Genomic DNA, 14,110 nt, shown 5'->3' on the forward strand with positions numbered 1-14,110 from the left:
CTATCCGTCACTGGACATTCTTTCCGTCGCTTTGATAATTCTATCCGTCGCTCTGGCTGTTCTATCCGTCGCTTTGATGATTCTATCCGTCGCTGGACATTCTTTCCGTCGCTTTGATAATTCTATCCGTCACTTTGGCGATTCTATCCGTCACTGGACATTCTTTCCGTCGCTTTGATAAATCTATCCGTCACTCTGGCTGTTCTATCCGTCGCTTTGATGATTCTATCCGTCGCTTGGATGATTCTATCCGTCGCTGGACATTCTTTCCGTCGCTTTGATAATTCTATCCGTCGCTCTGGCTGTTCTTTCCGTCGCTTTGACGATTCTATCCGTCACTGGACATTCTTTCCGTCGCTCTGACTATTCTTTCCGTCGCTTTGATGATCCTATCCGTCGCTGGACATTCTTCCGTCGCTTTGGCTGTTCTATCCGTCGCTTTGATAATTCTATCCGTCGTTCTGGCTGTTCTTTCCGTCGCTTTGATGATTCTATCCGTCACTCTGACGATCCTATCCGTCGCTGGACATTCTTTCCGTCGCTTTGATAATTCTATCCGTCTCTCTGGCGGTTCTATCCGTCGCTTTGATAATCCTATCCGTCGCTCTAGCAATTCTTCCGCCACTTGCAATCAATCCGTCGCTCTGATAACCCTATCCCTAACCTGATATTTACTAATTCGTTTTTTTGTTAAAACGATCTACAATCATGGCTAATGCACCATCTCCAGTTACATTTGTAGCTGTACCGAAGCTATCTTGCGCTAGGTACAATGCTATCATAAGTGCAACCATTGTTTCGTCGAAGCCAAGCATTGTTTTTAATAAACCAATTGCTGCCATGACAGCTCCCCCTGGGACACCTGGTGCGGCAACCATTGTAATACCTAACATAAAAATAAAGCCTATATATTGTGCAAAGCTTATATCCATGCCGTTCATCATCATGACACCTAAAGAACATGTCACTAATGTAATCGTACTACCCGATAAATGAATAGTGGCAAACAGCGGGACTGTAAAATTCGCTACTTTTTCTGAAGCTCCTGCTTTTTTTGCTTGTTGTAACGTCACCGGAATCGTTGCTGCTGAAGATTGTGTGCCTAACGCTGTGAAATAGGCAGGCAACATAGTTCGAAGCAACATGAGTGGATTTTTCTTATTTAAAATTCCCGCAGCTGTATATTGCACTAGTAATATTACCCAATGCATCACAATTATTAGCACGAATACAATTGCGAAAACGGATAAGATTTTTGCTACTTGACCACCGAATGTCATGTTCAAGAAGATACCGAAAATATGGAATGGTAAAAGTGGAATAATAACAAACGAAATCAATTTTTCAATAATAATATTAAACTCTTCAAAGCCACGTTTCATAACATCACTTTGAACAGCGGCCATACCAATACCTACAATAAATGCAAAAATTAATGCCGCCATCACATCCATTATTGGCGGCATGTCAACTTTAAAGAATGCCTGCGCTAAAAATTCCTCAGGGTTTTTCATGCTTTCTATAGCACCATTTGAAATGAAATTAGGCAACACATTTCGCGCTACAAAAAAGGCGAGTATACCTGCAATGATTGTTGAGAAATAAGCAAAGAATGTTGCCAAACCTAATAGTTTTCCTGAGCCTTTTCCAAGCTGAGCAATGCCTGGAGCTATAAATGCAATAATAATAAGTGGTACAACAAAATTCAAAAAATTACCGAATAAACCATTAAATGTTGCAAATATACGTACAACTGGCTCTGGCATAAAGTTTCCAAGTATTACCGCCAATGAAATAGCGACAATAATTTTTGCCAATAGACCAAATTTAAGTTTCACTGTATTGTCCTCCTTAAAAAAACACCTGTCTTTTTCCGATGTAATATTAGTAATTTATCATAAACAGTTGCGAGAATATACAGTTTGTTAAATAGCCGGAATTGTAAAACATTTTTCTATTTTCAAATAGAATAGCTCATCATCATAACATGTGGTTGATTTCCGTTCCGACTGGGAGCGTCCGATGAACTGCTCGGCCCAAAAGGATGTTGGTCACGAAGGCGTTATCACAGGACGTGATGCTTTTAGCCTTCGTTCCTCTATTTGCTCGCGCCATGGTCTCATCCGTGACGCTAATCCCAAGGAGGAAGATCAACCTATAATGTCATCCACAACTTTTGATGATGAACCAAAAAAAGCTTAGAATAGGCAATAAAATCACCTATCCTAAGCTTCCATTAATACTCTTTAAATAGCTTTTGTAAAATATAATATGATTGTTTTAAACGTTCTTCATGCATAGGAGTTTGCCATTTTCCCCAAGAATACGCTGAGAGTGCAGGTAAGACATGGCTGTTTGTCTCTGGTAAAGATTTTACAACCTTGCCCTCTTTATCTACAAATACAGCACCAATATAAATATTATCTACTTTAGTTGAAGCAGACTTTCCATCTTTATATAAATCCCCCATAAACTCACGTTGACTAGGATCTTTTGCTTGAATTAGTAGCCAAGGGATTCGCAGCTCAATAACATTATCCTCTGTCCACGTATAGTCTACTAACGAATTATAATCTTTTGACTCCGGGTTGGCATTTCCTTGAAGCAGTTTCCCTGTTTCATAATAACTAAAGTCGGTAGTAATGTTTTGCTCTGGTAAGAATAGCTGTTTATTTAACACATAGTTAATCGGTGCAAACTTACCACTATTTATTGTGGGAACTGCCATACGCGGCGGAATCATATTTAAATTATGACCGTAAAAATAATCATAGAAATCATAGTATTCATCAATGACAACTCGTGAGTCTCCATTTTTATTTAATTCCACCATAAAATCTATACCATTTGAAAACGTCATATCTTTTATTGATGTCGCCGAAGTATTACCTTGATTTGGTACTACATCAAGTAAAATGCGAGGTGAAGCTTTTTCTAAAACATCACTTTTTAATTTTAAATACAAATATTTTTCATCATAATCGACAGCAAAATCTGTTGAATCAGAAGGTGAGGTATCATACATTTGCGTACCTTTCCACTCCTCTGTATTGCCGTCTACTTTTACTTTAAATCTATCAAAGCTTAGTAAACCAAATTGCTGTTCATTCGTTTGTGCATTGGACCAAAACGGTCGACGGTTTGGATCATCATAATCCATCGTATTCCACGTTCGCTTAAACCACTCGTCTTGCCATGTAAAGACAAGACCTCCCATCAAGCCTTCATGCATAATATCTTCAAATAAATGTTGTAGTGTTTCACCTTGTTCTTGTTCAGACATATGTCCCTGATTCCAGCCGTAAACATTTTCATGTGTCATACCGCGCGCTGCTGGTATTCCAAATTCTGCAATAAGAACTGGCATACGATGAGCTGCATGTAAGTCTTTTAAATATCCTGCATAACTATTTTTATTGCCCCGGAAATCTTTATAATTTAAATATTTTTGATCGAAGTTAAAGAAGTCAGGATAATATGGATAAACATGATAGGAAGCAAATTGACCTGGTGCCTGCATTTCACCCTTCGTATAGATAACATTAGGATTTACCCCTACCAAATCTTCATCCTCAGAAGGTTCAGACGGATGGTCTAATATGTCCGTTGTTACCCAGTTGGTGAAACTCATTGGGCGCATCCAATTGTATTTGTCCTTCTCGTAAACAGTAATAAGGTCCATCTGCTCTGCTAACCAATGCTCGAATGGTGAAGCATTCTTTGTTTCAAAATACGTCCCATTGTATTCGCCTATATTAGCGTGTTTCTCATTCGTACCGACCACCATATGCGGATACCATTCAATGCCAAGCACCCAGCCAATCACATATTTCGAAACATCAACGTCGTATAATCCAGAGGCGTGTCCTGGTACTGGCTTCACATAAGTATTCCCGTGGATAACATCTACCATTCGTTTCATTTCAAGTTGAAAATCTTTCAAGGTCGCTTCATCGTAGGCATCTAGTGAATTAGCCAAGCCTTCTTCATTAATCCACACACCATGCAATATATACAGTGGTTTATCTGGGTTTTCTTCATTGTATTTAGCAAGTGCCCGGTAAAAACCTGGTGGGTGTAATGTATATACACGAATCGTATTGGCATTCATCTCAGCAATTTGATTAAACCATCGATAGTACTCTTCTTCCGTAATAGCGGCCTCACCAGGGAATGCTCCTGGTTTCCCCATGCCGATATTAACGCCCTTAAATACGATTGGCTCCCATTTTCCATCACGTAAGATTTCAAACGACTCACCTTGAACACGTGCATTATAATTTAATTTTTCATGATTAACGTTTTCTTGAACCTCTTTTTGCTCAAACGTTTCAAAAATTTTATTCATTACTGGTATATAAATCGACCAATAAAATGAACTGTCTGCATACTTCTCTGCGTATTTATAGATGGTCGGTAAACCCTTTAGTTTATAGAAGGTTGGAACACGCGACACATCATTAAAGTCTCCAGCAAAATAATAGCTTGTCGTATTGCGTTTATCCTGTGAAACGATAGCCGCAAATTGCTGTGGAATATCGTTTTCCTCTAATAATTTTGCCCCTTCTTTTGTTAAGTCCCATTTATAATTAGCGAGAGCATCCTCGGCATATTTAGGTGTAATAATATCAAACCAATAGCCATACTTGGCACTAGCTGAGGTATTAAAGAATTTTTTCCCTTCTTCAGTAAATTGCACCTCAATACCTTCTGTCTTTACATGCTTGTCCATTTCTAGCACAATGAGCTTTTCTGTAATTTCATTAAATAGAAGAAAGCCTCCACCCTCATACGGCCAATTATCACCATGTTCATCTACGACCCATTGTGGAATTTCTGAATTTTTATGATAATCAAGCTCATCAAAATAACGCCCAATCCATCCAGACCATGAAATTCCTAAATAATCCTGTAGCTCTTTTCTAACTGCCTCTGATGTTGGTGAGGCAAATGTATTGAATTCAGCTATTAACATACTTTTCTTGTTGCTTGCTAAACGGGCTACTATGGACTGCCATTCATCCATTTCTAAGCCACCAACAATTTTTTCTGAGCGTTTACCTAGACGCTTTTCTTCATTTAAATCATCCTTATAAACACCATACGTATCGGCCAAATAAATAACATCATAATTACTATAGTCAGTTGGAAACTTTTTTTCTGACACACTTTTCGTTTCATCGTTTGGAATCGTACCATAGTAATTTTTTTGTACATCATATGGTTGATGATCCATCGTGTATTTATAATGATTTAAAAACCAATCCACGCCTAAATGCTCCCGATATGTTTCATTCGGAACCGTTTTATCTAGTATCGCAACGTTCAGCGGTTTTTCATCGCTCAAATACCACCATGCTATAGGCGTGATAATAAGAACTAGAATGGCTATAATCCCTATATATATTCGCTTCATACATTTTTCTCCTTTTCAGCGATGCCGACACGCTTCATATTACCCCAATCGCTTTTTCTTAGCACAAACCGAATTAATCCCTCACAGCGCCATAAAAGAGTGAGTGGTCGATACCAAAAAATTTCTGTAAACGATAACAGTATCATTCGTAGTAGCTCTCTCTTTTTTGGATAAGTATTCAGGGCCCATGCCTCGAACAATACAGATGCTATTGAAAAAATAACACCATAAATGACGAAGAGTAGTAATAGCAAGATTGCTATTTCATAATAGATTTTCCCTAAGAAAAATGCTACAACGATATAAATATAACCACCTAGCTCAACAATTGGTCCAAGACATTCTACAAGCCAAAAGTATGGAAATGAGATGAATCCTAGCAAGCCATATTTAGGGTTCAACGTCATCTTTTTATGCTTCCAGAGGCTTTCAAACAATCCTTGATGCCAGCGTCTACGTTGATTACGTAACACCCCTAACGTCTGAGGTGCTTCGGTCCAACATACAGGGTCTGGTACAAATTCAATGCGTTTTTTTTCTTTTTTCTCTTTTATCAAACGGTGAATATTTACGACAAGCTCCATGTCTTCTCCAATAATATTCGTTGAATAACCGCCCGCTTCCACAGCCCATTTTTTCGAAAACACACTAAATGCTCCCGAAATAATAAGGACAAGATTAAATTTACTTAAAGCTATTCGCCCCATTAAAAACGCTCGTAAATATTCTATTACTTGCATGATTACTAAGTAATTATTTGGTAGGTGCGTTTCCGTAACGGAACCAAGCTGCATTTTTGCCCCATTGGCAATTCGAATATTTCCTCCTGCCGCAATCACTTCACCATCAGATAAAATAATCGGCTTCATCACACGAAGCAATGACTTTTCATCTAAAATTGAATCCCCATCAATCGAGCAAAAATAAGGATATTGAGAAACATTAATACCTACATTTAACGCATCAGCCTTACCACCATTTTCTTTATCTACTAAAATACAATTCTTATATATTTCAGATTCATAAATTCGTCTAATCTGTTTTGTAGGGATATTTGTACGAATAATTTTATCAACAGGCTTCATTTGGAAATGCTCGATGACGGTTTGAAGTGTATGATCCGTAGAACCATCATTGATGATAATAATTTCAGTTTGCGGATAGCGTAAATTCAACAATGAATAGACTGTATCAACAACGCCTATCTCTTCATTGTAAGCAGGGACAAGTAAGGATACTGGCTTTGAATAGAAGGCATCTATATGTGCATCATCATATTCTGAGGGATCTAATTTATAGCGTTTTCGCAAATCTAGCATAGCAATAACAAGCATTGTACAATATGAAACAATAACGAATAGCATATAAAACAGAATAACGCCGCCAAAGAACCACATACAATAATCTAAAAATACTTTCATTTGTTCCCCTGCTTTCTCACTACTGTTTCCTGTGCCATTTCTATTGCATATTGGTCATTTGAGGACTCCATAAATTGCTGTAATTTTACAATTCCTTCTCGATCTTCAGCGATTGTTTTAGCTGCCTGTGAACGTACCCACCAATTTTCATCCTGTAGGAGCTGTTCTAAATAAGTATAGGTATAATTTAGTGGCGCATGGTTAAAGATTTTTGCAACCATTAATCTTGCTTCCCACATATCTGATGTCACAAATGGAACATAAGGATCGATTTCATCAATTACACCAATTTCATAAAGCCCCTTCAATGCTCTTATTTTTATTTCTGGAAACTCATGTGTTAATAGCTGTTTTAACTTATCGATATATTGCATATTTCTTTTGACAGCCGCAGTATCAATTGCAGCAAATTGAATATTCTTTGTCCAGCTATCAAAGTCTTCAAATAATCGAATAAATACGTCATCCTCTAACAATACAAATAATCTTCTATATTCGCTTTCTGAATAATTAACTTCTGGTTCTTTAATTTTTTCGATAAACAATTCTGGTTGGAAGAGAGAGTATATTTTTAATAGCTGAAAAAATTCCTCCTCCGAAATTTTTGTTTTCTCAAACTGTTGGCAAGTATCTAGTAGCTCCTCAATCCGTAAATCCGCAATGCGATATAAAGCATTCATCCTAATGCTCCATCGTTTACTTGATAGATCCTTTTCATAAAACTTTTTTAAATAGAGATTAGAAAATTCTTTTATTTTATGGTTAACTTTTACATTCATAATATTTTTTAAATATGATGAAAAAATCATTTCAATAGCTGCTACTTGAGCACTCCCACGAGGGACAAGCACTATAGAAAAAATCTCATCGTTGATTAAATAGTTGTACCAGTGCTGTGAATAGTTTTGTAAATAAGTATCACGAGTTTTTTCAAAACGAATTTCCCGCTGGCGCTGAAAAAGTAAATACATCGTAAATAAAAATAGGATTACTAATAAAACGACGATTACTGCTAAAAGAAAAGAAATCGACAGCTTCATCATAGCCAAAACCTCGCAAAAGTTCGCTTAATTTTCGCTTCTAGCAAACGCAAATTAAATGGTTTGACGATATATTCATCGACGCCACCTTCATACGCATTAAGTGTCGCTCCTTCTGAATTTCGTTCCGACATCATATAAATAATGAATTTTTTCTCATTTGGCATGTTGCGCAAAATATGCAATATCTCTAAGCCGTTTTTACGTGGTAAAATATCGTTCATCACAATTAAATGCATATGGCCCGTTTTATAGCTATCGGACTGTAAAAAACTATAGCCATCTTCATAGGTCGACACTTCTAAAGTAAAATGAGGGATGTCTAAGTGATTGAGCGTCGTTTCCAGTACTTTTCTAAAGATTGCATTTTGTTCAATAATACTTACCTTTACTTGCTCCGTTGGTTGTACACTATAATCTGTAACCTGTTCTATTGACCAAGTAGGCTGATCCTCATTTGCTAGTTTCTGCTTATTTGAATCTAACAAAGCTTCAAAGCTAACATTGTTATTTCTTATTTCAGCAATTGAGGCCTTCAAGGCTATTTGCTTAAATTCCCTTTCTTGCTTTAAAATCGCAAAAATCCGTTTTAAAAATGCCTTTGCCTCCACATCACTACTTTGTAGAAAAAATATTCCCCAATGTACTCCGTCTGCTAATTGGAAAAGTAAATCTGTTTTTCGTATTTTTGATTTTAAAAAAGCTGAAATTTGATTCTTCACTTGATTACGTTCTATATCAGTTCCTTGTGAGGAATTAGCTAATTTAAAAAAGACAGCAGTCATTGTTAAACGCGAGCGAATAACACTCTCACGTAAAATTTCAAAATAACCCTTCACTTCATGCTCTTGTAAGATGTCTTCTGCAATGATTAATTTATTCATTTGTTATCACTCCAGTTGATGTAAAATATATATTTCATTGTCTTTTATTATTTTGGCCCTTCATCAAAATTGAGTATACATTCCACTTTGGGAGAGGTCATTCGATTTCGCCTCCGTTATGCTCGTAAGAACCTGAAGGCAAATCAAAGGTGCACTCACCTTCCTCTGCTCCATGAGCTTTCATACCAACAATTTTTTAAATCAAGAACAGTCTTTAGTACCGATTCATTATTCCCCTATAATTTTTTAATCTATATACACAACAACTATAGTAATAAAGATCACTGAACATATGCTATATAAAAAATATGGTAACTTAAAATATATTATAATTTTGCCACAAACTACAGAAGAAGATTACTTTCGATTAAAAGTTATATTTTTCTGATCTTTTTTATGCAAAAAAGGGCATGTAAGCTTTAATACTTACATACCCTTTTGATAAAATTATTTAACTGGAACAACTGAGCCTTTCCATTTTTCAACGATGAAGTCTTGGATTTCTTTAGATTTTAATACTTCTACTAACTTTTTAATTTCTGGTTTTGTTTCATCACCAGCACGTACAGCAATAATGTTTACATATGGAGATTCTTTATCTTCAAGAGAAATAGAATCTTCCATTGGATTTAGTCCGTTGTCGATTGCGTAGTTAGAATTGATAAGGACTGCATCACCTTCATTATTTTCATACATTTGTACAAGCATTTCAGGAGCTGTATTTGCGTCGAATTTGAAGTTTTTAGGATTTTCTTCGATATCTTTAAGTTCAGCAGCTGTTTTATCTACGCCATCCTTAAGTTTAATTAAGCCCTTAGCTTCTAATAATGAAAGCATACGCCCGTGGTCTGAAACAGAGTTAGAAAGTAAAATTGTTGCACCCTCTGGTAGATCCTCAAGTGATTTATATTTTTTAGAGTAGATTCCGATTGGTTCAATGTGAATGGCACCAGCATTTACAAAGTCATAGCCATTTTCTTTCATGCTAAGCTCTAAGAAAGGTAGGTGTTGGAAATAGTTTGCATCAAGTTCACCTGATTCTAAATGTTGGTTCGGTAATACATAGTCTTGATATGTTTCAATTTTAAGATCAATACCTTCTTTAGCTAAAATCGGTTTTGCTTTTTCTAGAATAACCGCGTGTGGTACATTAGAAGCACCTACTGTTAATGTTACGTTTTCTTTACTATCTGATTTATCACCAGATGATGAGCTTGTATCTTCTTTTTTACCAGCACCACAAGCAGCTAAAGCTAGTACAAGTACTGATAAGAATAATCCTGCTAATAATTTCTTCATTGTATTACACTCCTTTTATCTCGTTTAAATATGTTAATGGTATAAAACCAAAATAACCCTGTAATTTTAACGTTTATCGGTTTTAGTTGTAATCATATCGCCAATCCATTGGATGATAAATACAACTACTAAGATTAAAATAGTCGCCATTAATGTCACATCTGGGTGATTACGTTGGAAACCGTCTAAGTAAGCTGCATCCCCTAGACCGCCTGCACCGATAATTCCTGCCATCGCAGTATAGCCAACAAGTGCTACGGCAGTAACTGTAATACCTGAAATAAGTGCTGGTAACGATTCGGGAATTAATACTTTCCAAATAATCGTTGACGTTTTAGCGCCCATTGAACGAGCTGCTTCAATAACACCCTTATCAATTTCACGTAATGCAATTAATACCATTCGTGCATAGAATGGTGCAGCACCAATAATTAATGCTGGTAAAGCTGCGTTTGCTCCGCGAATTGTGCCAAGTAAAAATTTCGTAAATGGGATTAATAAAATGATTAATACGATAAATGGGATCGAACGGAAAATGTTAACAATCGAACTTGTTAAAAAGTTAACAATTTTATTCGCCCATAGTTGGTTTGGACTTGATAAAAATAATAAGATCCCAATCGCTAATCCAAGAATAAATGTGATCACTGTAGAGATCGTTGTCATGTACAATGTTTGATACGTAGCTTCCCACATTTTTTCCCAGTCGACATTCGGAAAGAGACTAGTTAGCATTTGCAATCACCTCCGTTTGTACTTCGACTGTATTTAAGTAGTTAAGTGCATCCGCAATATTCGCCTTCGAGCCGTCTATTTGCACAATAAGTGTGCCGTACGCACCATTTTTCGTTTGCGAAATATTACCATGTACAATGCTTACTTCCACATCAAACTGTTTCACAAGATGTGAAATTACAGGTTGCTCTGTTTTTTCACCTACAAAAACTAGTTTGACAAGTTGTCCAGTAGGGTAATTTGCTTTAATTTGTGCCACTGTTTCCTGTGTTTCTTTCGTATCTGTAATTTGAGAAACGAATTTTTTCGTAATGACCGCTTGTGGAGCTTGGAATACTTGTAATACTTCACCACGTTCTACAATTTCTCCAGCTTCCATAACCGCTACACGATGACAAATTTTGCGAATAACGTGCATTTCATGTGTAATTAATACGATCGTTAGACCTAATCGTTCATTAATATCGACTAGAAGATCAAGGATAGCATCTGTTGTCTCCGGATCGAGTGCAGATGTTGCCTCATCACATAACAATACCTCTGGATTATTAGCAAGGGCGCGAGCGATACCTACACGTTGCTTTTGTCCCCCTGATAGCTGTGATGGATACGCCTTAGCGCGCCCCCCTAAGCCAACAAGTGTGATCAATTCATTCACTCGCGCTTCACGTTGTGCCTTTGGAACACCTGCGATTTCTAGTGGGAAAGCGATATTTTCCTCAACAGTTCTAGACCAAAGTAAATTAAAATGCTGGAAAATCATACTGACCTTTTGTCTAGCATCTCTGAGCTTTTGCCCCTTTATAGATGAAAATTCTTGATTGTTAACCGTCACCGTACCAGATGTAGGTTTTTCTAAACCGTTTAATAAGCGAATCATCGTACTTTTACCAGCGCCACTATAGCCGATAATGCCAAAAATTTCACCTTTGTTAATAGAAAGGTTGACGTCTTTGACTGCTGTTAATTCGCCATTCGCAGTTTTGTATTTCTTCGTAATATTTTGCAGCTGGATCATAGCGAATTCTCCTTTTCTCATATCCGTGTCACCCGCTGAAGGAAGTAAAAAAACCCCTTCACTTTATAGACAAGTAGAAGGGGTCACGTAACTTATACGCTAAACCGTTCTCTCATCTGTCAAAGATAAATCTTTGGGTGATTTGGCACCTTTTCACTTTGTGATGGTTGCCGGGCTTCATAGGGCACTTCCCTCCGCCACTCTTTATAAGAGTTCGATATATTTATATTTTTTAATATATTCGTACTTTACCACGCGAGTAAAGCTCCGTCAATTTATTTTTTTAATAATTCGTATAAAAATGGTACGGATTGAAAGGCATAAACCTTTTCTATCACTTTTTTGCCATCACAAACGAGTAAACATGGTACACTTTCGATTTTATTATCAAAAGCTATGTGCTCTATAAAATTAATATTCGCTTTACCAACCTGTAAATGTGGTAGTAATTGCTCGACAATCGTCATCATTTTCGAGGCAACTGCACACGTTCCACACATAGGTGTATATAAATAAAAGGCAGCCTTTTCACCGGACTGTACAGCCGTGTCCCACTGCTCTTTTGACCATTCTTCCATCTTTTCACGCAACCTTACAAAATATATTTATTATGGATTGAGAAGTGTGCACGAAGCAATATCATCGCTAACACCTTTCTCGGAGTTGTCTCAACTTCCTTATATGTCGGCATCGTACGTAAATGCTCAGCCTCTGGATAATGTCTGTCCATTAATGCCCGTAGCTTATCACCCGATGTATCTGCATCAAAGAATGTATAAAGCTCACAGCCCTCATATGGATCCAGTAACTCTTCTAATTGATGAACTCCAATTGTACCATTCGTACAAAGGATTATAACATCTTCACTTAAAATAGGTTTAATTTGAAGTTTATCCGAACGCCCTTCGACAATTAAGCATTTTCCCTCGAACATCACGCCACCCCCATTAGACATATCCCTTATGCTCATTATATCCATAACACTCTGTCGATGATCATATAAGACACCCATTGATAAGGGACTTCAACTGCATTCTTCTCCCCAACGTGGTGGAAGGAATGAAGATAATAAAAAACGCCGGTGATTTCCGACGTTTTTTTATTAGGGCTTGTCTTATTCAGCAATCATTTCTTCGTATTGCTCAGCTGTCATAAGTTTTTCAACTTCTGATGCATCAGCAGGCTCTACAACGATCATCCATGCTTTTTCATATGGTGATTCATTAACGAATTCTGGGCTATCTTCTAAATCTGCATTTACTTCAACTACTGTACCTGAGATTGGTGCGTATAATTCAGAAACTGTTTTTACAGATTCTACACTACCGAATGGATCATCTGTTTTGATTTCGTCGCCAACTTGTGGAAGCTCAACGAAAACGATATCTCCAAGTTCAGATTGTGCGAAGTGAGAAATACCGATACGTACTTTACCATCTTCTAATTTTACCCATTCATGCTCTTCAGAGTAACGTAAGTCTTTTGGTGTGCTCATGCAAAAACCCCTCCATAAATATGTAATATATTCATCTTCAGTGTGCCATACTTCTACCATAAAAACAAGAATCAATTATACTGAAAGAAGTTAAAAGCGGTTATTTCCAAGCTTGCTCAAAATCTGATTCTTTAAACCCTAAAGTAACTTTTTTTCCATCTGTTACGACCGGTCGTTTAATCAACATACCATCTGAAGCAAGCAGTTCAAGCTGCTCCTCCTCAGGCATTTCAGCTAGCTTATCCTTCAAACCAAGCTCACGATATTTCATACCAGAAGTATTGAAAAATTTCTTTAATGGCAACCCACTCGCTTGCCATAAGCTTGTTAATTCGTCCTTTGTAGGCGGTTGTTCGACAATGTGTACCTCTTCATATGAAATCTCATTTTCATCTAGCCATTTTTGAGCTTTTTTACAAGTAGTACATTTCGGATAATGAATAAATTGAATCGTCATTTAAAGGCTCCTCTACTATCGTTTTCAGGGCGCTAAATTTTCAGCGTCTCCCTCATTTGTCTGTAGTATACCATCATAACCGTTACGAACCAAAATGAAACAATTAATAGCTCATCACTTCCATAGCGTGGGGTTGATTTCCGTTCCGGCTGAGGGCTTTCCTGTTGGGGCGTCCAGCTGGAACGGAAATCAATCAATCGATGTAGCGCGTATTTTCTTACATGTCGCAACAACATAGTTTTGTCCGTGCGAAAGCGCAGCGTCAGCTACAACATGGTTTTGTCTGTGCGAAAGCGCAGCGTCAGCTACAACATGGTTTTGTCTGTGCGAAAGCGCAGCGTCAGC

The 14,110-nt window shown here is 37.2% G+C and carries 14 protein-coding genes and 1 riboswitch; of the genes, 2 read left to right on the forward strand and 12 right to left on the reverse strand.

The window, feature by feature from the left end:
• Positions 1-174: 174 nt before the first annotated feature.
• Both QRN68_RS20785 and QRN68_RS20790 read left to right on the forward strand, forming a co-directional pair.
• Positions 175-363: a hypothetical protein gene (locus QRN68_RS20785; RefSeq protein ID WP_285398909.1), complete on the forward strand. Its 189-nt coding sequence runs from the start codon at positions 175-177 to the stop codon at positions 361-363.
• A 20-nt stretch (positions 364-383) separates the two neighbouring features.
• Positions 384-668, forward strand: coding sequence for a hypothetical protein (locus QRN68_RS20790; RefSeq protein WP_285398911.1), 285 nt, complete (start codon positions 384-386; stop codon positions 666-668).
• A gap of 6 nt (positions 669-674) precedes the next feature.
• On the opposite strand, the gene QRN68_RS20795 is transcribed toward QRN68_RS20790, so the two are convergent.
• The 12 genes from QRN68_RS20795 to QRN68_RS20850 all read right to left on the reverse strand — a co-directional run bounded on the left by QRN68_RS20795 (position 675) and on the right by QRN68_RS20850 (position 13,765).
• Entirely contained in the window at positions 675-1,838 is a 1,164-nt protein-coding gene (locus QRN68_RS20795) for a dicarboxylate/amino acid:cation symporter (RefSeq protein WP_285398912.1), read from the reverse strand.
• Between the two features lie 398 nt (positions 1,839-2,236).
• The gene (locus tag QRN68_RS20800; protein ID WP_285398913.1) at positions 2,237-5,416 is read right to left on the reverse strand and encodes a hypothetical protein; all 3,180 of its coding nucleotides are present in this window, start codon (positions 5,414-5,416) and stop codon (positions 2,237-2,239) included.
• Positions 5,413-6,837 carry a glycosyltransferase family 2 protein gene (locus QRN68_RS20805; RefSeq protein WP_285398915.1) on the reverse strand — a complete coding sequence of 475 codons (1,425 nt, stop codon included), beginning with the start codon at positions 6,835-6,837 and terminating at the stop codon, positions 5,413-5,415. Before QRN68_RS20805 ends, QRN68_RS20800 begins: the two co-directional genes overlap by 4 nt.
• Entirely contained in the window at positions 6,834-7,880 is a 1,047-nt protein-coding gene (locus QRN68_RS20810; RefSeq protein ID WP_285398916.1) for a HEAT repeat domain-containing protein, read from the reverse strand. The genes QRN68_RS20805 and QRN68_RS20810 overlap by 4 nt, the downstream gene beginning before the upstream one ends.
• The gene (locus tag QRN68_RS20815; RefSeq protein WP_285398917.1) at positions 7,877-8,761 is read right to left on the reverse strand and encodes a response regulator; all 885 of its coding nucleotides are present in this window, start codon (positions 8,759-8,761) and stop codon (positions 7,877-7,879) included. The genes QRN68_RS20810 and QRN68_RS20815 overlap by 4 nt, the downstream gene beginning before the upstream one ends.
• A gap of 447 nt (positions 8,762-9,208) precedes the next feature.
• The gene (locus tag QRN68_RS20820; RefSeq protein ID WP_285398918.1) at positions 9,209-10,060 is read right to left on the reverse strand and encodes a MetQ/NlpA family ABC transporter substrate-binding protein; all 852 of its coding nucleotides are present in this window, start codon (positions 10,058-10,060) and stop codon (positions 9,209-9,211) included.
• Between the two features lie 66 nt (positions 10,061-10,126).
• On the reverse strand, positions 10,127-10,795 hold the full coding sequence (locus QRN68_RS20825) for a methionine ABC transporter permease (protein ID WP_285398919.1): 669 nt from the start codon (positions 10,793-10,795) through the stop codon (positions 10,127-10,129).
• Positions 10,785-11,813 carry a methionine ABC transporter ATP-binding protein gene (locus QRN68_RS20830; RefSeq protein ID WP_285398921.1) on the reverse strand — a complete coding sequence of 343 codons (1,029 nt, stop codon included), beginning with the start codon at positions 11,811-11,813 and terminating at the stop codon, positions 10,785-10,787. The genes QRN68_RS20825 and QRN68_RS20830 overlap by 11 nt, the downstream gene beginning before the upstream one ends.
• 109 nt (positions 11,814-11,922) lie before the next feature.
• Positions 11,923-12,026, reverse strand: a riboswitch (SAM riboswitch).
• A 62-nt stretch (positions 12,027-12,088) separates the two neighbouring features.
• Entirely contained in the window at positions 12,089-12,391 is a 303-nt protein-coding gene (locus tag QRN68_RS20835) for a thioredoxin family protein (RefSeq protein WP_285398923.1), read from the reverse strand.
• 14 nt (positions 12,392-12,405) lie between these two features.
• Positions 12,406-12,747: a toprim domain-containing protein gene (locus tag QRN68_RS20840; RefSeq protein ID WP_285398925.1), complete on the reverse strand. Its 342-nt coding sequence runs from the start codon at positions 12,745-12,747 to the stop codon at positions 12,406-12,408.
• A 180-nt stretch (positions 12,748-12,927) separates the two neighbouring features.
• Complete coding sequence (gcvH, locus tag QRN68_RS20845) at positions 12,928-13,308, reverse strand: glycine cleavage system protein GcvH (RefSeq protein WP_068985362.1); 381 nt, start codon at positions 13,306-13,308, stop codon at positions 12,928-12,930.
• Between the two features lie 100 nt (positions 13,309-13,408).
• Positions 13,409-13,765, reverse strand: coding sequence for an arsenate reductase family protein (locus tag QRN68_RS20850; RefSeq protein WP_285398926.1), 357 nt, complete (start codon positions 13,763-13,765; stop codon positions 13,409-13,411).
• Between the last annotated feature and the right edge of the window lie 345 nt (positions 13,766-14,110).

The organism is Lysinibacillus sp. fls2-241-R2A-57 (assembly GCF_030209535.1).
Lineage (GTDB): Bacteria > Bacillota > Bacilli > Bacillales_A > Planococcaceae > Lysinibacillus.

Bases quoted from the DNA above. Each gene is read 5' to 3' on its own strand.
- QRN68_RS20790 (WP_285398911.1), top strand. From the start codon at position 384: ATGATCCTATCCGTCGCTGGACATTCTTCCGTCGCTTTGGCTGTTCTA.
- QRN68_RS20800 (WP_285398913.1), bottom strand. From the start codon at position 5,416: ATGAAGCGAATATATATAGGGATTATAGCCATTCTAGTTCTTATTATC.
- QRN68_RS20805 (WP_285398915.1), bottom strand. From the start codon at position 6,837: ATGAAAGTATTTTTAGATTATTGTATGTGGTTCTTTGGCGGCGTTATT.
- QRN68_RS20810 (WP_285398916.1), bottom strand. From the start codon at position 7,880: ATGATGAAGCTGTCGATTTCTTTTCTTTTAGCAGTAATCGTCGTTTTA.
- QRN68_RS20815 (WP_285398917.1), bottom strand. From the start codon at position 8,761: ATGAATAAATTAATCATTGCAGAAGACATCTTACAAGAGCATGAAGTG.
- QRN68_RS20820 (WP_285398918.1), bottom strand. From the start codon at position 10,060: ATGAAGAAATTATTAGCAGGATTATTCTTATCAGTACTTGTACTAGCT.
- QRN68_RS20825 (WP_285398919.1), bottom strand. From the start codon at position 10,795: ATGCTAACTAGTCTCTTTCCGAATGTCGACTGGGAAAAAATGTGGGAA.
- QRN68_RS20830 (WP_285398921.1), bottom strand. From the start codon at position 11,813: ATGATCCAGCTGCAAAATATTACGAAGAAATACAAAACTGCGAATGGC.
- QRN68_RS20835 (WP_285398923.1), bottom strand. From the start codon at position 12,391: ATGGAAGAATGGTCAAAAGAGCAGTGGGACACGGCTGTACAGTCCGGT.
- QRN68_RS20840 (WP_285398925.1), bottom strand. From the start codon at position 12,747: ATGTTCGAGGGAAAATGCTTAATTGTCGAAGGGCGTTCGGATAAACTT.
- gcvH (WP_068985362.1), bottom strand. From the start codon at position 13,308: ATGAGCACACCAAAAGACTTACGTTACTCTGAAGAGCATGAATGGGTA.
- QRN68_RS20850 (WP_285398926.1), bottom strand. From the start codon at position 13,765: ATGACGATTCAATTTATTCATTATCCGAAATGTACTACTTGTAAAAAA.